The sequence below is a fragment of the Modestobacter marinus genome (genome assembly GCF_019799945.1).
Taxonomy (GTDB): Bacteria; Actinomycetota; Actinomycetes; order Mycobacteriales; family Geodermatophilaceae; genus Modestobacter; species Modestobacter marinus_B.
In genome coordinates this window covers 44,437-64,743 of sequence record NZ_JABGCH010000011.1, presented here as the reverse complement: position 1 = coordinate 64,743, position 20,307 = coordinate 44,437, and the positions used below count along the sequence as shown (strand labels likewise).

Sequence of the window (20,307 nt, the reverse complement as noted above, 5' to 3'; positions counted from 1 at the left end):
GCTGGGATGCGGCCGCTCAGGGTGTGCACATCCGCCACCTAGGTGGACGGCGTCGGACGACCCGGTGCGGGGCCCACCAAGGTGGGTCAGGACGACACCCCGTGCGGTGCCCGACCACCCCTGCGGTGCCTGCCGGTATCACCCTGCCGCGGCCGATCCTCTTCCTGACGGATCCACCCCGCGACGCAGACGAGGCGACCATGGACCAGAGCAACGGCTTCGGCCGGCAGGTGGCCGCCGAGCTCGACGACACCCTGCTGTCGGGGTCGGAGGGCGACCGGGTCCGGGTGCTCGCCCACCGCGGCTCCCCGGCCCCGGGCCGGCCGGAGAACTCGGCGGCGGCGGTGACCGAGGCCCTGCTGCAGGGTGCGGACGGCGTCGAGATCGACGTGCGGCTCACCGCCGAGGGCACGCTGGTCTGCTCCCACGACCCGATCGACCGGCTCGACGCCGCCGGGCGCGCGTCGATCGCGACGCTGGCCGAGGTGCTGGCGGCCGCTCAGCGGTTCAGCGGCACCCGGGTGGTCGTGGAGGCCAAGCCGGTGGCCGGCGCCGACCTCGCCGCGCGCACCGCGCACGCGCTCGCCGAGGTGCTGCGCACCGCGGCCGGCAGCGCCGCGATCACCGTCTCGTCCTTCGACCCGGTCCTGCTCGCGGCGATCCGCGCGGCCTGCGCCGACCTGCCGGTGCGCACCGCGCTGCTGGGCGACAAGACGGACTCCGTCGAGGACGTCGTGCGGCGCGCCGCCGAGGGCGGGCACGACGAGGTGCACCTGCCGCTGGTCGGTGTCCGGCGCCTGCCGCAGGTCGTGGAGCGGGCCCACTCGCTGGGCATGGCGGTCGCGCTGTGGACGGTCAACCGCCGGCCGGCTCTGCAGTGGGTGGCCGAGCTGGGCGCCGACGCCGTGATCACCGACGACGTCCTGACCGCGTGGAGCGAGCTGGACCGCGTCGTCCTGCCGGAGCTGATCGCGGCCTGAGGCAGCTCGCCCCCGCCTCCTCTCCGTTTCACGTGCTTCCGTTTCACGTGCAACGCGAGGAGGCGGGGGCGGCTCGGCGACAGCCTTCTGCTTACCGCTCGATGTCTCCTCGGATGAAGGCCTCGACGGCGTCGCGGGCGGTGCTGTCGTCGTACTGGACGGGCGGGCTCTTCATGAAATACGAGGAGGCGGACAGGATCGGTCCGCCGATGCCGCGGTCGAGGGCGATCTTGGCGGCGCGGACGGCGTCGATGATGATCCCGGCGGAGTTGGGGGAGTCCCAGACCTCGAGCTTGTACTCCAGGCTCAGCGGCACGTCGCCGAAGGCGCGGCCCTCGAGGCGGACGTAGGCCCACTTGCGGTCCGACAGCCAGGGCACGTGGTCCGAGGGTCCGATGTGCACGTTGCCGGTGCCCATGTCGCGGTCGACCTGGCTGGTGACCGACTGGGTCTTGGAGATCTTCTTGGACTCCAGGCGTTCGCGCTCGAGCATGTTCTTGAAGTCCATGTTGCCGCCGACGTTGAGCTGCATGGTGCGGTCGAGCTGGACGCCGCGGTCTTCGAAGAGCTTGGCCAGCACGCGGTGGGTGATGGTGGCGCCGACCTGGCTCTTGATGTCGTCGCCGACGATGGGGATGCCGGCGGCGGTGAACTTGGCGGCCCATGCGGGGGTGCCGGCGATGAAGACCGGCAGGGCGTTGACGAAGGCGACGCCGGCGTCGAGGGCGGCCTGGGCGTAGAACTCGGCGGCCTGCTGGGAGCCGACGGGGAGGTAGCAGACGAGCACGTCGGCGCGGGAGGCGCGCAGCGCGGCGACGACGTCGACGGGCTGTTCGTCGGATTCCTCGATGGTCTCCCGGTAGTACCTGCCCAGGCCGTCGAGGGTGACCCCGCGCTGCACGGTGATCCCGAGCGGGGGGACGTCGGTGATGGTGATGGTGTTGTTCTCGCTGGCGACGATGGCCTCGGACAGGTCGCGGCCGACCTTCTTGGCGTCCACGTCGAACGCGGCGACGAACCGGATGTCGGAGACGTGGTAGTCACCGAACCGGACGTGCATCAGGCCGGGGACCGAGGCGGTCTCATCGGCGTCCTTGTAGTACTCGACGCCCTGCACGAGCGACGCGGCACAGTTGCCGACGCCGACGATGGCGACCTTGACCTCTGTCATGGACTGCCTCCCTCCGCCGGACCGCGCGGCCCGGACGACGTGTGTGGATCCCAGTGGGTGGTGCTGATCAGGTGGTGCGGTCACTCGGTGGTGCGGTGGGTGGTGCGGCCTGCGGGGGCGCGTCCCCGGGGTGGGTGCGCTCGCTGTCGATCAGCTCGGTGAGCCAGCGCACCTCGCGGTCGACGGAGTCCAGCCCGTGGCGCTGGAGCTCGAGGGTGTAGCGGTCCAGCCGGGCCTGGGTGCGCCGCAGCGACTCCAGCAGCCGGTCGCGCTGGCGCTCGACGGTGCGGCGGCGGCCCTCCAGGATGCGCAGCCGGACGTCGGCCGCCGTGTGCCGGAAGAAGGCCAGGTGGACGCCGAAGCGGCCCTCGTCGTCGTAGGCCTCCGGGCCCGCCTCGCTGACCAGCTCGGCGAACCGCTCCTTTCCCTCGGCGGTGATCGTGTAGACGACCTTGCCGCGCCGGCCGGTCAGCGGTGGGGCGTCCGCGGGGAGCAGGGAGCGCGGGGTGGGCTCGTCGCTGGCGATGAGCCCGGCGCCGGCCAGCCGCTTGAGGGCCGGGTAGAGCGACCCGTAGGAGATGCTGCGCCGTCCGCCGAGGACCGCGGCGAGCTCCTTGCGCAGCTCGTAGCCGTGCATGGGCGACTGCTGGAGCAGACCGAGGATGGCGAACTCGAGCACCCGCCACCCCCTCGTCCGGCCGTCGCGCCCTCCGCCGTCCACCGGCTCGATGTATCGGGACGATACATCCGGACGTCACGGCACGCGCAACCGCTGACGCGCGGCCGCCGACGCCGACGGGCGACGTGTCGACATCGGAAGGAGGCCATCACCAGCGCGCCAGTGCGTACATTTGGCGCCGTGCCCGGACGACGGTCGGTGGTGGACTACGCGCTCCAGCGGCGCGCGCTCCTCGCCGACGTGCGCACGGGGCGGGCCGGGCTCTTCGAGGTCTGCGACGCGAGCCCGTACCTGTCCCGGGCCGCGAAGTACCACGGGGAACCCACCGACACGCCCTGTCCGCTCTGCCGTCGGGAGCGGCTGACCCAGGTCAGCTACGTCTACGGCGACGGGCTGGGCGCGGTGTCCGGGCAGGCGAAGAGCCAGGCCGAGCTGGCCCGGATGGACGCCGCGCAGGACGAGTTCTCCGTGTACACCGTCGAGGTCTGCCGCGGCTGCGGCTGGAACCACCTCGTCCTCTCCTACGTCCTGGGCGCCGAACCGGTGCCGGGACGCGCACCACGCCGGACCCGCCGCCGGGCGGCGACCGAGTAGACCCGCGCCCGGCCCGGCCTGCACGCCGGACCGGGCTGACGCCTGCCCTGGGGGCGGGCGCACAGTGAAGACGCCACACCGGGTGGTCCCCGGCTCGCCGGACCACCTCCGACCTGCAGGAAAGGGGCCCACCGCGTGCCTCCCCACGACGAGACCTCCCGCCTCGGGTCCGGCTCGGGCTCGGTGCGCCGTCCTCCGCCGGCCGCCCGCTCCACCGGCGGAACGCCCGGCCGTGGCCGCACCCCGGCCCGCGGCGGCGCCCCCGCCTCCCGCGGGCGCACCCCTGCCGGCCGCTCCGGAGGCGGCCGTCCCGGCGGGTCGTCGGGCGGTGGCCGTCCCCCGGGCGGCCGCCCTCCGGGCAGCCGGCCGACCGGGGGCTCCGGGGGCGGCAAGCGCAAGCCCACGGGCAGGCAGCGGCGCCGTCGCTGGCTGAAGATCCTCGCCGGGCTGGTGGTCAGCATGCTGGTGCTGCTGGGCGTCTTCGTCGGCGTCACCTACGCCTCCACCGAGGTGCCGACCCCCGAGTCGGTGCAGAGCAAGCAGACGACGATCCTCTACTACTCCGACGGCGTCACCGAGATGGCCCGGCTGGGCCCGGAGAACCGGATCAACGTCCCGCTGGCCGAGGTCTCCGAGCCGGCCCGCAACGCGATCCTCGCCGCGGAGAACCGGAACTTCTACAACGACCCGGGCATCTCCTTCACCGGCATCGTCCGGGCCGCGTGGAACAACCTCACCGGCGGCTCCACCCAGGGTGGCTCGACCATCACCCAGCAGTACGTGAAGAACGCGTTCCTGAACTCCGACCAGACGTTCAGCCGCAAGTTCAAGGAGCTGTTCCTCGCGGTCAAGCTGGACAACCAGTACACCAAGGACGAGATTCTCGAGAGCTACCTGAACACCATCTACTACGGCCGCGGCGCGTACGGCATCGAGGCCGCCGCGGAGACCTACTTCGGCGTCCCGGCCGCGCAGCTCACCGCCGAGCAGGCCGCGGTGCTCGCCGTCCTGGTGCGCAGCCCGAGCTACTACGACCCGCAGAACAACCCGGAGGAGGCCCAGGACCGCTGGGGCCGGGTGCTCGACGCGATGGTCGAGCAGGGCTGGTACGACGCGGCCGCCCGCTCGGCGGCCCAGTACCCGGCGGTGCTGCCGGACGAGGGCAACGGCCTCGGCGTCCCGAGCGGCCCGGAGGGGCTGATCGTCGACCAGGTGATCACCGAGCTCGAGGGCCCGAACCACGGCTACCAGGACGTGGAGACGCAGGGCTTGCGGATCACCACCACGGTCGACAAGGCCCACCAGGACGCCGCCGTCGCCGCGGTGACCGACGTGATGACCGGGGAGGACCCGGCCCTGCGCCAGGCGCTGGTCTCCATCGACCCCAAGACCGGCGGGGTGCTGGCCTACTTCGGCAACGCCCAGCGGACCAGTGACGACCCGGCCGCGGACACCACCGACTACGCGCAGGCGCTCAAGCCCCCGGGCTCGTCCTTCAAGCCGTACACGCTGGCCGCGGCCCTGGAGCAGGGCATCAGCGTCAACGCCCGGCGGGACGGCACCTCGCCGCAGGAGTTCCCCGACCGCCCGGGGCTGCCGGTCGTCAACTCCGGCAACGCGCAGTGCGGGGCGTGCACGCTCAAGGAGGCGATCACCCGCTCGCTGAACACCACCTTCTACGGGCTGGCCTTCGAGGTCGGGCCCGAGGAGGTGGCCCAGCTGGCGCGCGCGGCCGCCGGCATCCCGGACGTCTGGGACCCGAACGACCCCACCGTGCCCGAGACCCTGGCCGGTCACGAGACGCTGAGCGTCCCGGGCACCGACTCCACCGGAGGCTCGATCGGGATCGGTGAGTACGCGGTGCGGCCGATCCAGCAGGCGGTCGGCTTCGCCACCTTCGCCAACGGGGGGACATACCGCCCGGCGCACTTCGTCGCGCAGGTCGCCGACAGCGAGGGCGGGGTGCTGACCACGGTCGACGGCACCGCGGGGGCCGAGCAGGTCATCTCCCCCGAGACGGCCAACGACGTCACCTTCGCGCTGGAGGGCGTCGCGGACTACTCCAAGCGGTCGCTGGACGGCGGCCGGCCGGTCGCCTCCAAGACCGGTACCCAGGGCCTCAACCGGTCGGACAACTCCGACGCCTGGATGGTCGGCTACACCCCGTCGATCTCCACGGCGGTGTGGATGGGCACCCAGGGTGCGGCGCCGATCGAGAACGCCGCGGGCAGCATCATCTACGGGTCCGGCCTGCCGGGCGCCATCTGGCAGGAGTACATGGACACCGTGCTGGCCGGCACCCCGGAGGAGCCGCTGCCGGCCAAGGCGCTCATCCGGGGTGACACCGGGGAGAGCGTCTCGGTGCCGACGACGCAGGCCCCTGCCACCACGCAGGAGGCGACCCCGGTGCCCAGCAGCGAGGCGCCGGCCCCCACGACCAGCGAGCCGCCGGTGGAGACCGGGTCGCCGGAGCCGACGACCGAGGTCCCGGGGGTCCCGCCGCCGTCGGTCTCGGTGCCCGCGACGACCAGCGTGGCGATCGGCAGGCCGCCGACGACGTCCCCCGCACCGCCGTCCAACCGCTGATCCCGACCCCGGCACACTGACCGGGTGAGCACGACACCCTCGGGCCCGACCGCCCCGGCCGACCAGCCGGGGGGCGGGCCCGAGGCGTTCCGGGGGCACGGCGCGCTGCCCCAGGTCGCCGCTCCGCCGCCGCCGGACCGCGTCGTCCCGACCTGGACCGATCCGGTCGCGGCGCAGGCCAGCGAGGCCGTCGGCGGGCCGTGGGGCCGGCACGCGGTGACCGGCCGGGCGCTGTTCTGGACGCCGCTGCGGGTGTGCCTGCTGTTCACCGTGCTGGTGCTGACCCTGGCGTGGGTCAAGCAGGAGCCCTGCGCGGACGGCAACTGGTCGGGGTCCAAGCAGTACACCCACTTCTGCTACAACGACGCCGTCCCGCTGTTCGGCCTGCACGGCCTGGACACCGGGCAGGTGCCCTACCTGGACTCCCTCGTGGAGTACCCCGTGCTCACCGGCGGGCTGATGCAGCTGGCCGCGGTCCTCGCCCGGTCCTACGACGGCCTGGCGACCGGCTCCGGGCTGCTGCCGGACGGCGTTCCGGTCCAGACCTTCTACGTGGTGACCTGCCTGCTGCTGTCGGCGCTGGCCCTGCTGGTCACCCGGGCCGTGCTCGCGCTCAGCGGCCGGCGGCCCTGGGACGCCGCGATGGTCGCCCTGTCGCCGGTGCTGCTCGTGCACGCGTTCACCAACTGGGACCTGCTCGCGGTCGCGCTGACCACCCTGGGCCTGTGGGCCTGGGCGCGGCACCGGCTGGTCCTCGCCGGGGTGCTGCTGGGTCTCGCGGTGGCCGCCAAGCTCTACCCCGTCATCGTGCTGGGCGTGCTGTTCGCCCTCTGCCTGCGGGCGGGCCGGCTGGGCGCCTGGCTGAGGACGGCGTCCGCCGCCGGGGTGGCCTGGCTGGTCGTCAACGCCCCGGTCGCCGTCCTGGGCACGGAGGGCTGGCTGCGGTTCTTCACGCTCAGCGGCACCCGGCCGGCCAACCCCGAGTCGATCTGGGCGATGCTCATCGCGCTGTCGGGGGGCACGTTCCTGGGCGGCCCGCCGGCCGAGGGTGAGTCGCCGGCGCAGCTGAACGCGGTGGTCGCCGTCGTGCTGCTGCTGTGCGCGGCCGGCGTCCTCTGGCTCGCGCTGGCCGCGCCGCTGCGGCCGCGGGTGCCCCAGCTGGCGTTCCTGCTGGTCGCGGCGTTCCTGCTGCTGAACAAGGTGTACAGCCCGCAGTACGCGCTGTGGCTGCTCCCGCTGGCCGTGCTCGCCCGCCCGAGCTGGCGCTCGCTGCTGCTGTGGCAGGTCACCGAGGCGCTGGTCTGGGCGCTGACGCTGCTGTACTACCTCGGCGCGGACAACCGGGGCGTGGACGTCGAGTGGTTCTACACCGCGGTCGTGCTGCGGGACGTCGCCCTCGTCGTCCTCATGGCGCTGGTCGTGCGGGACGTCTGGGACCCCGACACCGACCGGGTGCGCACCAGCTGGCCGGCCGTCGACGACCCCGCCGGCGGTGTTCTGGACGGCGCTCCTGACCGGGTGCGGCTGGACGGCCGGCGGCTGCGCTCAGCTGCGGAGCGCTGAGCGGATCAGCTCGATCTCCCCCGCGTGGCTGGCCGCGTCGCCGGGGGTCTCCAGGAGGACGGGGGCACCCGCGGCCCGGGCCACGCCCAGCAGCAGCTCCACCGGGACCTCGCCGTCGGACAGCGGCGCGTGCCGGTCGCGGCCGGAGCCGGCCGGGTCCCGGCTGTTGTTCAGGTGCACCAGGTCGATCCGCCCGGTGACCGCCCGGACGTCGTCGACCACCCGGGTGAGGTCCCAGCCGGCCGCCCAGGCGTGGCAGGTGTCGAGCACGAACCCGGCGCCGAACTCGCCGACCGCCTCCCACAGCCGCCCGAGCGCGGCGAGCTCCCGGGCCATCGCGTTCTCCCCGCCGGCGGTGTTCTCGATCAGGACGGGGATGCCGAAGCCACCCTCGTCGGCCTGCCGGGCGAAGGTCTTGCGCCAGTTGTCGAACCCGGCGGCCGGGTCGTCCTTGGCGAGCACGTGGCCGCCGTGCACCACCATCCCGCGCGCGCCGATCGCTGCCGCGGCCTGCGCGTGCTGACCGAGCAGCTTGCGGCTCGGGATGCGGATCCGGTTGTTCGTCGAGGCCACGTTGATGATGTACGGCGCGTGCACGAAGACGCCGACCTCGCCGGCGAGCAGCGCCTCGGCGTCCGGCCGCGGCTTGGGCGCCTTCCAGCCCTGCGGGTCGGCGAGGAACACCTGGACGGCGTCGGCGTCCATCTCCGCCGCGCGGGCCAGCGGGCCGCCGTCGGCCAGTTCGTCGTCCTCGGTCAGGCCCCGTCCGACGTGGACGCCGACCAGCTGCGCTGTTCCCTGTTGCCCCGCCACCCGCGCGACGATAGTCAGCCCGCGGGAGGTGTCCACCGCGCTGGTAGCCTGTCCAGTGCGCGTCCTCCTGCTCGCGGGTCCACCGCGGCAGATCGGGCGCGCGACGCGTGTACGACCCTCCTGCTGCAGATGTGCTGCAGCCGCTGAGACCAGAGGAGGTGGGGTTCTCCGTGCGTCACTACGAACTGATGATCATCCTCGACCCTGAGCTCGAGGAGCGGACCATCGCTCCCAGCCTGGACCGGTTCCTGTCCGTCGTCACCAACGCCGGCGGCACCGTGAAGACCGAGATCTGGGGCCGCCGTCGGCTGTCCTACGAGATCAAGAAGAACGTCGAGGGCATCTACGCCATCGTCGACATCCAGTCCGAGCCGGCCGCCGTGGCCGAGCTGGACCGGCAGCTGAACCTCAACGAGTCCGTGCTGCGCACCAAGCTGATGCGGCCAGAGGTCCACTGACCATGGCCGGCGAGACCGTCATCACCGTCATCGGGAACCTGACGGCCGACCCGGAGCTGCGGTTCACGCCGTCCGGCGCCGCCGTCGCGAACTTCACCGTCGCCTCGACGCCCCGCACCTTCGACCGTCAGTCGCAGGAGTGGAAGGACGGCGAGGCGCTGTTCCTGCGGTGCAACGTCTGGCGGCAGGCGGCGGAGAACGTCGCCGAGTCGCTCACCCGCGGTTCGCGGGTCATCGTCTCCGGGCGCCTGAAGCAGCGCTCGTTCGAGACGAAGGAAGGCGAGAAGCGCACCGTCGTCGAGCTCGAGGTCGACGAGGTCGGCCCCAGCCTCCGGTACGCCACGGCCAAGGTCACCCGCGCTGCGCGCAGCGAGGGTGGCGGCGGCGGTGGGTTCGGTGGTGGTGGCGGCGGCGGTGGCGGCGGCTTCTCCGGCGGCGGGGCGAGCGACCCCTGGTCCACCCCGCCGGCGTCCTCCGACGAACCGCCCTTCTGATCCCCCCGTACTGATCTCTGGAGACCCCAGTGCCCAAGCCCCCGGTTCGCAAGCCCAAGAAGAAGGTCTGCCAGTTCTGCAAGGACAAGGCGACCTACATCGACTACAAGGACACGACCCTGCTGCGGAAGTTCATCTCCGACCGCGGCAAGATCCGTGCCCGCCGCGTCAGCGGCAACTGCAGCCAGCACCAGCGGGACGTCGCCGTGGCCGTGAAGAACAGCCGCGAGATGGCCCTGCTGCCCTACACCTCCACGGCGCGCTGATCATGAGCACGATGAAGCTGATCCTGACCCACGAGGTGACCGGTCTCGGTTCCACCGGTGACACCGTCGAGGTCAAGGGCGGCTACGGCCGCAACTACCTCCTGCCCCGCGGGCTGGCCATCGTCGCCACCCGTGGTGCCGAGAAGCAGGTCGAGAGCCTGCGCCGGGCGCGTACCGCCCGTGAGGTGAAGTCGCTCGAGGAGGCGCAGGCGCAGGCCGCTCAGCTCACGAAGCTGAAGGTCACGCTCCCGGCCCGCTCCGGTGGGGGCGGCCGCCTGTTCGGTCGCATCACCACCGCGGACGTCGCCTCCGCCGTGACCGCCGCCGGTGGGCCCGAGCTCGACCGTCGCCGGATCGACCTGCCGACGATCAAGAGCCTGGGCACCCACACCGTCACGGTGCGGGTCCACCCGGAGGTCGCCGTCCCGGTCACCCTGGACGTCGTCGCCGGCTGACAGGGGACCCCCTGCCCCCACCGCTCGCACGCTCGCGGCGGGGTCCTGCAGGGGCCGTGCACTGCCCGTGAGGGGCGCCGGACTCCGGTCCGGCGCCCCTCACGGCGTTCCTGGCAGGGCTCCCCCGCCAGCCCCCACGGGTGGACCTCCGGTGTCGACATGGGGTCGCTGTGACCTGCGGGGAGGACGCGACGGGCCCGGGCGTGTCGGCCCCAGGAAATCCGCCGACTTTCTCCCGTCCACACCCTGGGCAGGGCGGGTGCGCAGGTGGCGGGCGGGTTGCCGGGGGACGACGGGGACGCGTCCCCCGCGGTCTCCACACGGTGACCGGCTCCGTCCACCGACTTGTCCACAAGTTGTGCAGATCGGCGTGCACAGCGGTGTTGGACGCACCCCCTCCCCGGTTCCTACCGTCCTCCCCAGCGCCGCCGGGCACGGAATCGTCAGTGCCCGGCGGTAGCAAAGAAGTGAACAGCGCAGCGAGCACAGCGACAGGTCCTGCAGCGGGCCGGGAACGGGGGACCGAGCGTGGCCGTCGTCGACGACATCAGCAGGCCGAGGACGACGGCGCCCGAGTACGACCGCCAGCCCCCTCAGGACGTCGCTGCCGAGCAGTCGGTGCTGGGCGGCATGCTGATGTCCAAGGACGCGATCGCCGACGTCGTGGAGGTCCTGCAGGGCCCGGACTTCTACCGGCCCGCGCACCAGATCGTCTACGACTGCATCCTCGACCTCTACGGCCGCGGCGAGCCGGCCGACGCGATCACCGTCGCCGCCGAGCTGAACCGCACCGACCAGCTGTCGAAGATGGGCGGCGCGGTCTACCTGCACACGCTGATCGCCTCCACGCCGACGGCGGCGAACGCCGGCTACTACGCCGCGATCGTGGCCGAGCAGGCCGTGCTGCGTCGGCTGGTCGAGGCCGGCACCCGGGTGGTCCAGCTCGGCTACGGCGCGGCGGACGGCAAGGGCGACGTCGACGACATCGTCGACCGGGCACAGCAGGCCATCTACGACGTCACCGAGAAGCGGATGAGCGAGGACTACTCCCGCCTCGAGGACATCCTGCAGCCGACGATGGACGAGCTGGACGCCATCGCCTCCCGCGGCGGCACCGCCCGTGGTGTGCCCACCGGCATCCGCGACCTCGACGAGCTCACCAACGGCCTGCAGGCCGGTCAGATGATCGTCATCGCCGCCCGCCCCGGTGTGGGCAAAGCGCTGGCTCTCGACACCCCGATCGCCACTCCCACCGGCTGGACCACGATGGGCGAGGTCGCCGTCGGTGACCAGGTCATCGGCTCGGACGGGCGACCCACCAGCGTGGTCGCCGCCACGGAGGTCATGACCGACCGGCCGTGCTACGAGGTGCACTTCTCCGACGGCTCGGTCATCGTGGCGGACGCACAGCACCAGTGGCTGACCGACGACGGGGCCAGCCGCAGGTCCGCCCAGGCAGCCCGGTCCGGCCACCACGGGTACCGCGACCAGCGCACCTCGGCCGCCGTGCGCACGACCGAGGAGCTGGCCCGCACCCTCCGGTGCGCCACCGAGGACGCCTGGCTCAACCACTCGGTCACCAACGCCCGGCCCTTGGAGCTGCCCCAGGCCGAGCTCCCTCTGCCGCCGTACGCGCTGGGTGTCTGGCTGGGTGACGGCACATCGGCCTCGGCGCACTTCACCAGTGCCGACCCCGAGATCGCTGCGTTCATGGAAGCGGACGGGTTGGTCGTCGAGCGCACCTCGGCCCACCAGCGGTACGCCATGCGGCTCCCGGCCGGGGAGGCCGTGGCTGCACGCGCGTGCCCGATGTGCGGAGAGCTGTTCGCCTCGAAGACCGCGCAGTGCCCGGACTGCGGTGGACCCTCGGCCGGTCTGGTCCAGTGCCAGGCGTGCCGGGCCGACCACGGCACGGTGCAGGGACTCCTCCGCTCGCTGGGCGTCCTGGGCGACAAGCACATCCCCGCGACGTACCTGCGGGCGTCGGTGGCGCAGCGCCGGGCACTGCTGGCCGGCCTGCTCGACACGGACGGGACCGTGGCCCCGAACGGCGTCGTCCAGTTCGCCGTCACCAACCAGCGGCTCGCGGAGGACACCCACGAGCTGATCGCCAGCCTCGGGCACCGGGTCCGGATGAGCCGCAAGCGCGTCGCGGGCCGGTCCGAGGCATCGTCCACCTGCTACGTGCTGACCTTCACCACGGACGACGAGGTCTTCCGCCTCGAGCGGAAGAAGCTGCTCCACAAGGAGCGGGGCGCCCGCACGTCCACGGCCCGGGGCGTCCGGTTCATCACCGAGGTCCGACCGATCGCCAGCGTGCCGGTCCGCTGCATCCAGGTGGACGCCGCGGACCACCTGTTCCTGGCCGGACGCAGCTTCATCCCGACGCACAACTCGACCCTCGGTCTGGACATCGCCCGCAACGCCTCGGTGCACCACCAGCAGCCGGCCGCCATCTTCTCGCTGGAGATGAGCAAGCACGAGATCACCATGCGTCTGCTGTCGGCGGAGGCGAAGGTGCCGCTGCACCACATGCGCGCCGGAACGCTGTCGGACGAGGACTGGTCGAAGCTGGCCCGGCGGATGGGCGAGATCGCCGACGCCCCGCTCTACATCGACGACTCACCGAACATGACGATGATGGAGATCCGCGCCAAGGCCCGGCGGCTCAAGCAGCGCAACGACCTCAAGCTCGTGGTCATCGACTACCTGCAGCTGATGACCTCGGGCAAGCGGGTCGAGAGCCGCCAGCAGGAGGTCTCGGAGTTCTCCCGTGCGCTCAAGCTGCTGGCCAAGGAGCTCGAGGTCCCGGTCATCGCGATGAGCCAGCTGAACCGTGGCTCCGAGCAGCGTCAGGACAAGAAGCCGATGCTCTCCGACCTTCGCGAAAGCGGATCGATCGAACAAGACGCGGATATGGTGATGATGATCCACCGCGAGGACATGTACGAGAAGGAGTCCCCGCGGGCGGGTGAGGCCGACATCATGCTGGTCAAGCACCGCAACGGCCCCACGGCGAACGTCACCGTCGCCTTCCAGGGTCACTACAGCCGCTTCGTCGACATGGCCAACTAGAACTGTCGGACCCCGCTGTCACGCTGCGGGCGTGAAGCTGCTGACGGCGACGAGGGAGACCCAGGGCACCTGGCCCGGTGACTTCTGCCATGCGATCGAGGGCGAGTTGGTCGTCCTGGGCTGGTCGTGCGGCTGCGACGACGGCGAGGCGGACGGCGACTGTGGCTGCGGCCGGGCGTTCACCGGCACCAACTCGTTGCGCGCCACGACCAGCGCCATGGTGCGCGACCTGGAGCTGACGGTGCCCGACGTCCAGCTGGCGGTGGAGGCCCACCTGCTGGCCGCCGGTCTCGGGCCCGACGTGCTGGCGCCGACGTGTTCGCCGACCACCTCGAGGAGTCGGTGCACGACGTGCTGCACTTCGCCGGGTTCTGGCCGGTCGGCACGGTCGTCGGGCGGCGGCTGGACCACGTGCACCGCCGCCGTCTGGCCCCGGTGACCTGAGCGACGGTGCCCGCCGACCGGTTCCGCGCCGCGACGGAGCGTCGCCGCCCGGGCCGGTAGTCCCCCGACGGGGTGCGCCGTCGTCGCCTGAACGGGTGGACCTGCTCAAGGGCGGGGCGAGCCCCGTCGAGGACTCCCAGGACGTTGTCCTCACTGAACCAGGAGCCCGCTGTGCCCACTCTGTTCCCTGCCCTCCTCACGAAGCTCGCCCCCGCCGGACTCGCCGGCAAGGTCGCGACCGGCGCCGTGGCCCTCGCGATCGTCGGTGGCGGCACCGTGGGCGTCGCCCAGGCGATCGAGCCGGCGTCGGACAGCTCGACGGAGGTCACCGTCACCGAGACCACCGACGACGCCGCCGAGGCGCCCGTCGTGGAGGCGCCGGTCGTCGAGGAGCCCGCCGCCGAGGAGCCGGTGGTCGAGGAGCCGGTGGTCGAGGAGCCGGTGGTCGAGGAGCCGGTGGTCGAGGAGCCCGTGGTGGAGGCGCCGGTGGTCGAGGAGCCCGCCGCCGAGGAGCCGGTGGTCGAGGAGCCGGTGGTCGAGGAGCCGGTGGTCGAGGAGCCCGCCGTCGAGGAGCCCGTGGTGGAGGCGCCCGTCGTCGAGGAGCCGGCGCCGCCGGCCCCGGCCAACCACGGCCAGGCCGTCTCCGAGGTCGCCCACCAGAGCTTCGAGTCCGGCCGTGAGCACGGTCGGGCGGTCTCCGAGATGGCCCGCAGCAACGCCGGCAAGGGCGGGGGCACCGCTGACACCACTGTCTCCACCGAGACGGCTGCCGCCGTCCCGGCTCCCGGCAACAACGGCAACGGCGGTGGCAACGGGAAGGGCAACGGCAAGGGCTGAGCCCGCTTCCCCGGCCGGCGACACGGCCGGCGAGGTCCCCGGGGAGCGGTACCCGCGCGCCTAGCGTCGAGGGGTACCGACTCCCCGGGGGATCCACGTGGAACACCGTCCGACCCGGTCCCTCGCGCTCGCCGCGCTGGCCGTGCTGACCACCGTCGCCTGCCAGCCGGCCGGGACCGGCCCCGCCTCGCCTGCCGTGGACGCCGTCTCCGAGGCCGCGACGCGGGCCTCCGCGAGCGCGCCGGCGCCGGGCCGGGCGGCGGCCGAGGTGCTCGCCACCCTCACCGTCAAGGGCCGCGCACCGCAGACCGGCTACGACCGCGACGAGTTCGGTCCGACGTGGTCCGACGTCGACCGGAACGGCTGCGACACCCGCAACGACGTGCTGGCCCGTGACCTCAGCAGGAAGACGTTCGAGGCCGGGACGCACGACTGCGTGGTCGTCCGCGGCACCCTGGCCGACCCCTACACCGCGCAGACCATCGAGTTCGTCAAGGGCGACGGCAGCAGCGTCGACATCGACCACGTGGTCGCGCTGGGCAACAGCTGGCAGACCGGCTCCTTCGCCTGGGACGAGGCCCGCCGCACCGCCTTCGCCAACGACCCGCTCAACCTGCTGGCGGTCGACTACTCCGCCAACCGGCAGAAGGGCGACGCGGACGCCGCCACCTGGCTGCCCCCGAACCGGGCGGCCCGCTGCGGCTACGCGGCCCGGCAGATCGCCGTCAAGGCCGCCTACGGGCTCTGGGTGACCCGCGCCGAGCACGACGCCCTGCAGCGCGTCCTCGACACCTGCCCGGGCGAGCCGGTGCCCCCGCCGGCAGCGGTGGACGCCCCCGCGGGGACGTCCACCGCCCAGCCCTACGCCGACTGCGCCGCCGCGCGAGCCGCCGGAGCGGCCCCGCTGCACCGTGGTGACCCCGGCTGGTCCGGCGCGATGGACGGCGACGGGGACGGCACCGCCTGCGAGTGAACAGGGTTCAGGACGCAGGCCAGCGCACCACGCCGTCCGCCCCGAGCACCGCGCCCGCCGACGGCCGGTGCGGGCTCAGCCGCCCGTCGGGCATGAGGTGCTCCACCGGCAGCCCGCGCCCGAGGACGACCACGTCCGCGACGAGCCGCCGGTGGCAGCGCCACCACACGTACTCGCTGCACATCACCGCCACCCGGCGCTCGTCCGCGGCCGCCAGCAGCTCGTCCAGAGCCGCGGTGAACTCCGCCGTCCGGGTGTGCGCGGCGTAGGCCGCGAACTGGGCGACGGTCCACCAGTCGTCGACGACCGGCTCGCCCGCCGGCAGCCGTCGCCGCCCGCCGAGCCGAGGCTCCCACCGGTACGCCGTCCCGCGGGCCGGCAGCCACGCGGCCAGCTGGTCCCGGGCGACGTCCGGGTTGCTCCGGCTGCCGGGGAAGCGGCGCACGTCGACCAGCTCCTGGACGCCGGCCGCGGTCAGCCGGTCGCCGAGGCGGTCGCGGTGGTCGGGCCCGTGGCCCACGGTCAGCAGCGGCACCGGGGGCTCAGTCGCGCAGGTTGAGCTGGTCGTGCTGGAGCGCGAACGCGTCGATCTCCTCGGTCGACGGCGAGCGTTCGTCGGCGAACAGCTCGACCAGGCCCTCGAAGTACAGCTCCCGCGGGATCCCCGGCGTGAAGAGGATGAGGAACCGGGCGCCGACGTCCGGGCCGGCGGACCGGAAGCCGTGGACGCCGGAGCGCGGCACGTAGACCAGGTCCCCGGCGTGCGCGGTCGTCCACTCGCCGTTCGCCAGCACCGCCAGCGACCCCTCCAGGACGAGGAAGGACTCGCTGAAGGTGCGGTGCAGGTGCGGGCCCGGGCCGCTCCCCCCGGGTTCCATGGTCACCTCGAACAGGCCGAAGTCGCCGCGGGTCTGCGCGCCGGTGGCGACGAACCGGGTCCGGCCGGCGGAGCGCTGGGCGTCGTGCGGGGAGAACGACGCCGGATCGGGCAGGTGGGTCATGACGCCGTCCTACCCAGGCGGCGGGGCATCATCGTGGGCCGGTCCGGGAGCGGGGAGGTGGGGACGGCGTGCGGCGCGAGCCGAGCATCCTGCACCTCGACCTCGACGCCTTCTTCGCCGCCGTCGAGCAGCGCGACAAACCCTCCCTCCGCGGCCGCCCCGTGGTGGTAGGTGGCGTCGGGGGCCGTGGCGTCGTCTCCACCGCCTCGTACGAGGCCCGCGCGTACGGCGCGCGCAGCGCGATGCCGACCGCCGAGGCGCGGCGGGTCTGCCCGCCCGGCACCGCCTTCCTCGGCACCCGCTTCGCCGCCTACAAGCGGACGTCGGACGTGGTGATGGCGCTGCTGCGCGAGCTCTCGCCGCTGGTCGAGCCGGTGTCCATCGACGAGGCGTACGTCGACCTCGCGGCCGGCGACCACGACCTGAGCGTCGCGGGGGTCACCGCCCTCGCCCGCGACCTGAAGTCCCGGATCGCCGCGGCCACCGGCGGGGTCACCGGCTCGGTGGGCATCGGCACCTCCAAGGCGGTGGCCAAGATCGGCTCGGAGCTGGACAAGCCGGACGGGCTCACCGTCGTCCCGGCCGGGCAGGAGCTCGCCGTCCTGCACCCACTGCCGGTGCGCAGCCTCGGCGGCGTCGGGCCGGCCACCGCCGAACGGCTGGCGAGCATCGGGGTGAAGACCGTCGGCGACCTGCACCGGCTGTCGCTGATCGACCTGACCAGCCTGGTCGGCCAGGCGCACGGCGCCGGGCTCTACCGGCTGGCCCGGGCCGACGACGACCGCCCGGTGGTACCCGACCGGGAGGCCAAGTCGGTCAGCGCCGAGGAGACCTTCGCCCGCGACCTCACCGACCCCGCCCGGCTGGCCGCGGAGGTGGAGGCGCTCGCCATCCGGGTCGGCAGCCGGCTGCGGCGTTCAGGCACCTCCGGCCGCACGGTCACCCTCAAGGTCCGCCGGTTCGACTTCACCACGCTGACCCGGTCGCAGACCCTGCCGCACCCCGTCGACGACCCGCGGCAGATCGCGGAGGTCGCCCACCGGCTGCTCGGCGCCGTCGACCGCAGCGGCGGCCTGCGACTGCTCGGGGTTGGAGTCTCCGGACTGTCCAGCTACGTGCAGGGCGACCTGTTCGCCGAGCCGGTGACCCCGCAGCCCGAGCCGGCCGCGGCCGAGCCCGAGCCGGTCGAGGAGGAGCCGCCGCCCGGACCCGTCGTCACCGCCTGGTACCCCGGGCAGGACGTCGTCCACCCCGGGCTCGGGGCCGGCTGGGTGTGGGGCAGCGGGCTGAACCGGGTCACCGTGCGGTTCGAGGGGCCGCGGACGGCGCCCGGGCCGGTGCGGACCCTGGCCGCCGACGACCCTGACCTGCGGCCCGGCGATCCCCCGGACTGGGCAGACCCGGTCGACGCGGGCACCGCCGTCACCCCAGACTCGGCCCCATGACCGGGGACGACGCGCTGGAGGCCGCCATCGACGACCTCGTGCACCGCGGCTGCGACCTCGCCGACGCCGGCGACCACGCAGGCGCCGCAGCGCTGTTCCGCCGGGCTGCCGAGCAGGGCTCCGCGCTGGCCTGGTTCAACCTGGGCAACAGCCTGCGCGCGCTGCACCGCTGGGAGGACGCCGTCCGGGCCCACGAGCAGGCCGCCGCCGGCGGTGAGGTCGACGCCTGGCTGAACCTCGCGCTGGTGCTGCTGGACCTGCACCGCTGGCCGGAGGCCGAGCGGGCCGCCCGCCGGGCGATCGCCCTCGGCGACACGGCCGGCTGGGGGCCGCTGGGCAGCGCGCTGGAGGAGCAGGGCCGCCGCGGCGAGGCCGTGGCCGCCTTCCGGCTGGGTGCCGAGCGCGGGGACCTGGCCGCCGCGGTCCAGCTGGCCTGGGCACTGCACGAGGACGGCGAGGACACCGCCGCGCAGGCGTGGATGCGCCGGGCCGCCGAGGGCGGGGACGCCCAGGCCCGCGCCGTCCTGGCCTGCTGGCGCTGGGACGCCACGACCGATGCGGCGCTGGAGGACGAGCTGCGGGCCGGCGCGGAGGTCTATCCGCCGGCCCGGGTCGACCTCGCGCACCTGCTGCGCGCCACCGGCCGGGTCGAGGAGGCCCGCAGCACCCTCGAGGCCGGCGCGCTGCGCAACGAGGAGGACACCTGGCTGCCGCTGGGCAACCTGCTCCTCGACGAGTTCCAGCACGAGGTCGCCGCGGCCGCCGCGTACCGGGCCGGCATCGCCGCCGGTGACCTGCACTGCCACCACAACCTGGGCGTGCTGCTGCTCGCGCAGGGCGACGTCGACGGCGCGGTCGAGCAGCTGCTGCTCGGTGCCGAGGGCGGTGACGAGCTCGCCGCCCGCGTCCTGCGGGAGGTGCTCGAGGAGGAGTGAGTCCTCAGGCGCTCCACCAGCGGGCGAAGTGGTGCACCGGGCCGTGCCCGGCGCCCACCCCGAGCGCGCCGCCGGCCGCCAGGGCCTCCTGCAGGTAGTCGCGGGCCTGCTCGACCAGCAGCGCCCAGTCCAGGCAGCCGTCCCCGGCGTGCCCGCCGTCCCGGCCGTGCCCGCCGTCCCCGTCGTGCAGACGCCGGGCGGCCAGGGCGGCCAGCGCGGAGGACAGGGTGCAGCCGGTGCCGTGGGTGGACGTCGTCGTCACCCGGGGACGGCGGGTCTCCACCACCCCACCCCCGGTGACCAGCACGTCCACGCTCTCGTCGCCGCCCAGGTGGCCGCCCTTGACCAGCACCACGGCCGGGCCGAGCGCCAGCAGCGCCCGCCCCTGCTCGACCAGCTCGTCGACCCGGGTGGCCGGCGCGACGTCGAGCAGCGCGGCGGCCTCCGGCGCGTTCGGGGTGACCAGGTCGCTGACCGGCAGCAGCGCGGTGCGGACGGCGTCCACCGCCTCCTGCGAGATCAGCCGGTCCCCGCTGGTCGCGACCATGACCGGGTCGCACACCACCGGGCCGCCCGGCCGGTCGGCCAGCACCGCGGCGACCTCGCGCACCACCTCCGCCGTCCCGAGCATGCCCAGCTTGGTGGCGTGCACCGTCACGTCGGCGAACAGCGTGCGCAGCTGCTCCCCCACGAACTCCGCCGGCACCGGGTGCACGCCGGTGACGCCGCGGGTGTTCTGCGCGGTGAGCGCGGTGAGCACCGCCGTCCCGTAGGCGCCGAGCGCGCTGAACGTCTTCAGGTCGGCCTGGATCCCGGCCCCACCGCTGGGGTCGCTGCCGGCCACGGTGAGCGCGACCGCGGCGCTCATCGGGCACCGACCTCCGGGCGCAGCCGGTCGCGCAGCAGCCGCGCCGAGGTCTCCGGGTCCGTGGCCGCGCAGACGTCGGAGACGACGCAGACCCCGTCGACCCCGGTGGCGGCGACGGCGGCGACGTTCTCCGCGTGGATGCCCCCGATCGCGACCGACCTGACCCCGCCCGCGCGCGCCCGCGCGGCCAGCCGGCGGACGCCGTCCAGCCCGAGGGCCGGGCCGGCGTCCGGCTTGGTCGGCGTGCCCCAGACCGGGCTCAGCCCGACCAGGTCGACGGTCCCCGGCGGCAGCGCGAGGACGGCGTCGAGGTCGGCGTCCCCGCTCACCGAGACGCCCAGCCACGGGTCCGGGCCCAGCAGCGCCCGCACCTCGGTCGGCGGCAGGTCGTCCTGGCCGACGTGCACGCCGTCGGCTCCGGTGATCAGCGCGACGTCGACGGCGTCGTTCACGACCAGCGCCACGTGCGGCGTGGCCGCCAGGACCGCCTGCACCGCGCGGGTCAGCGCCAGCAGCTCCCGGCGGCCCGCGGTCTTGTCCCGCACCTGCACGCACGTCACCCCGCCGGCGACCGCGGCGGCGACCACGTCCGGGACCGGGCGCGGCGCGCTCAGCGCGGTGTCGGTGACCAGGTAGAGGGTGGGGTCGAGGGGGCGCCGCACGCCGTCGT

At 73.9% G+C, this 20,307-nt stretch carries 21 protein-coding genes; 14 read left to right on the top strand and 7 right to left on the bottom strand.

Going from position 1 to position 20,307, the window contains the following annotated elements:
* Positions 1 to 200 precede the first annotated feature (200 nt).
* The gene (locus HK417_RS11970) at positions 201 to 980 is read left to right on the top strand and encodes a glycerophosphodiester phosphodiesterase (protein WP_222266673.1); all 780 of its coding nucleotides are present in this window, start codon (positions 201 to 203) and stop codon (positions 978 to 980) included.
* A 91-nt stretch (positions 981 to 1,071) separates the two neighbouring features.
* Here HK417_RS11970 and HK417_RS11965 read toward each other — a convergent pair whose 3' ends face one another.
* A complete protein-coding gene (locus tag HK417_RS11965) occupies positions 1,072 to 2,151 on the bottom strand; it encodes an inositol-3-phosphate synthase (protein WP_222266671.1) in 1,080 nt (359 codons plus the stop codon).
* A gap of 67 nt (positions 2,152 to 2,218) precedes the next feature.
* A complete protein-coding gene (locus tag HK417_RS11960; RefSeq protein ID WP_222266669.1) occupies positions 2,219 to 2,830 on the bottom strand; it encodes a PadR family transcriptional regulator in 612 nt (203 codons plus the stop codon).
* Between the two features lie 180 nt (positions 2,831 to 3,010).
* Here HK417_RS11960 and HK417_RS11955 point away from each other — a divergent pair, with 180 nt between their 5' ends.
* From HK417_RS11955 to HK417_RS11945, 3 genes are all read left to right on the top strand, one after another.
* Positions 3,011 to 3,424, top strand: coding sequence for a DUF5318 family protein (locus tag HK417_RS11955; protein ID WP_308123534.1), 414 nt, complete (start codon positions 3,011 to 3,013; stop codon positions 3,422 to 3,424).
* A gap of 135 nt (positions 3,425 to 3,559) precedes the next feature.
* The gene (locus tag HK417_RS11950) at positions 3,560 to 6,010 is read left to right on the top strand and encodes a transglycosylase domain-containing protein (protein ID WP_222266667.1); all 2,451 of its coding nucleotides are present in this window, start codon (positions 3,560 to 3,562) and stop codon (positions 6,008 to 6,010) included.
* Between the two features lie 24 nt (positions 6,011 to 6,034).
* Positions 6,035 to 7,573, top strand: a complete 1,539-nt coding sequence (locus tag HK417_RS11945; RefSeq protein WP_222266665.1) for a glycosyltransferase family 87 protein — start codon at positions 6,035 to 6,037, stop codon at positions 7,571 to 7,573.
* Here the strand turns inward: HK417_RS11945 and HK417_RS11940 are convergent.
* Positions 7,556 to 8,386 (bottom strand): deoxyribonuclease IV, encoded by an 831-nt coding sequence (locus tag HK417_RS11940; RefSeq protein WP_222266663.1) that lies wholly within the window; start codon positions 8,384 to 8,386, stop codon positions 7,556 to 7,558. The genes HK417_RS11945 and HK417_RS11940 overlap by 18 nt on opposite strands.
* Before the next feature lie 170 nt (positions 8,387 to 8,556).
* Between HK417_RS11940 and rpsF the strand changes: the two genes are divergently transcribed.
* From rpsF to HK417_RS11900, 8 genes are all read left to right on the top strand, one after another.
* Complete coding sequence (gene rpsF / locus HK417_RS11935) at positions 8,557 to 8,844, top strand: 30S ribosomal protein S6 (protein WP_222266661.1); 288 nt, start codon at positions 8,557 to 8,559, stop codon at positions 8,842 to 8,844.
* A gap of 2 nt (positions 8,845 to 8,846) precedes the next feature.
* On the top strand, positions 8,847 to 9,338 hold the full coding sequence (locus HK417_RS11930) for a single-stranded DNA-binding protein (RefSeq protein ID WP_222266659.1): 492 nt from the start codon (positions 8,847 to 8,849) through the stop codon (positions 9,336 to 9,338).
* A gap of 29 nt (positions 9,339 to 9,367) precedes the next feature.
* Entirely contained in the window at positions 9,368 to 9,604 is a 237-nt protein-coding gene (gene rpsR, locus HK417_RS11925) for a 30S ribosomal protein S18 (RefSeq protein ID WP_089305905.1), read from the top strand.
* An 11-nt stretch (positions 9,605 to 9,615) separates the two neighbouring features.
* The gene (rplI, locus tag HK417_RS11920; RefSeq protein ID WP_222266657.1) at positions 9,616 to 10,059 is read left to right on the top strand and encodes a 50S ribosomal protein L9; all 444 of its coding nucleotides are present in this window, start codon (positions 9,616 to 9,618) and stop codon (positions 10,057 to 10,059) included.
* A gap of 528 nt (positions 10,060 to 10,587) precedes the next feature.
* A complete protein-coding gene (gene dnaB / locus HK417_RS11915) occupies positions 10,588 to 13,134 on the top strand; it encodes a replicative DNA helicase (protein WP_222266655.1) in 2,547 nt (848 codons plus the stop codon).
* 31 nt (positions 13,135 to 13,165) lie between these two features.
* Positions 13,166 to 13,573, top strand: coding sequence for a DUF7715 family protein (locus tag HK417_RS11910; RefSeq protein ID WP_222266653.1), 408 nt, complete (start codon positions 13,166 to 13,168; stop codon positions 13,571 to 13,573).
* Between the two features lie 176 nt (positions 13,574 to 13,749).
* Positions 13,750 to 14,415 carry a hypothetical protein gene (locus HK417_RS11905; protein ID WP_222266651.1) on the top strand — a complete coding sequence of 222 codons (666 nt, stop codon included), beginning with the start codon at positions 13,750 to 13,752 and terminating at the stop codon, positions 14,413 to 14,415.
* Positions 14,416 to 14,512: 97 nt separating this feature from the next.
* Positions 14,513 to 15,388, top strand: coding sequence for a GmrSD restriction endonuclease domain-containing protein (locus tag HK417_RS11900; RefSeq protein ID WP_308123532.1), 876 nt, complete (start codon positions 14,513 to 14,515; stop codon positions 15,386 to 15,388).
* Positions 15,389 to 15,395: 7 nt separating this feature from the next.
* Here HK417_RS11900 and HK417_RS11895 read toward each other — a convergent pair whose 3' ends face one another.
* Complete coding sequence (locus HK417_RS11895; RefSeq protein ID WP_222266649.1) at positions 15,396 to 15,923, bottom strand: DUF488 domain-containing protein; 528 nt, start codon at positions 15,921 to 15,923, stop codon at positions 15,396 to 15,398.
* A 7-nt stretch (positions 15,924 to 15,930) separates the two neighbouring features.
* Positions 15,931 to 16,389 (bottom strand): cupin domain-containing protein, encoded by a 459-nt coding sequence (locus HK417_RS11890; protein WP_222266647.1) that lies wholly within the window; start codon positions 16,387 to 16,389, stop codon positions 15,931 to 15,933.
* 68 nt (positions 16,390 to 16,457) lie between these two features.
* Here HK417_RS11890 and HK417_RS11885 point away from each other — a divergent pair, with 68 nt between their 5' ends.
* Both HK417_RS11885 and HK417_RS11880 read left to right on the top strand, forming a co-directional pair.
* The gene (locus HK417_RS11885) at positions 16,458 to 17,834 is read left to right on the top strand and encodes a DNA polymerase IV (protein WP_222266645.1); all 1,377 of its coding nucleotides are present in this window, start codon (positions 16,458 to 16,460) and stop codon (positions 17,832 to 17,834) included.
* The gene (locus HK417_RS11880; protein WP_222266643.1) at positions 17,831 to 18,769 is read left to right on the top strand and encodes a tetratricopeptide repeat protein; all 939 of its coding nucleotides are present in this window, start codon (positions 17,831 to 17,833) and stop codon (positions 18,767 to 18,769) included. The genes HK417_RS11885 and HK417_RS11880 overlap by 4 nt, the downstream gene beginning before the upstream one ends.
* Positions 18,770 to 18,773: 4 nt before the next feature.
* Here HK417_RS11880 and thiD read toward each other — a convergent pair whose 3' ends face one another.
* Both thiD and thiE read right to left on the bottom strand, forming a co-directional pair.
* Positions 18,774 to 19,637 carry a bifunctional hydroxymethylpyrimidine kinase/phosphomethylpyrimidine kinase gene (gene thiD, locus HK417_RS11875; RefSeq protein WP_222266641.1) on the bottom strand — a complete coding sequence of 288 codons (864 nt, stop codon included), beginning with the start codon at positions 19,635 to 19,637 and terminating at the stop codon, positions 18,774 to 18,776.
* Entirely contained in the window at positions 19,634 to 20,299 is a 666-nt protein-coding gene (gene thiE, locus HK417_RS11870; protein WP_222266639.1) for a thiamine phosphate synthase, read from the bottom strand. The genes thiD and thiE overlap by 4 nt, the downstream gene beginning before the upstream one ends.
* Positions 20,300 to 20,307 lie beyond the last annotated feature (8 nt).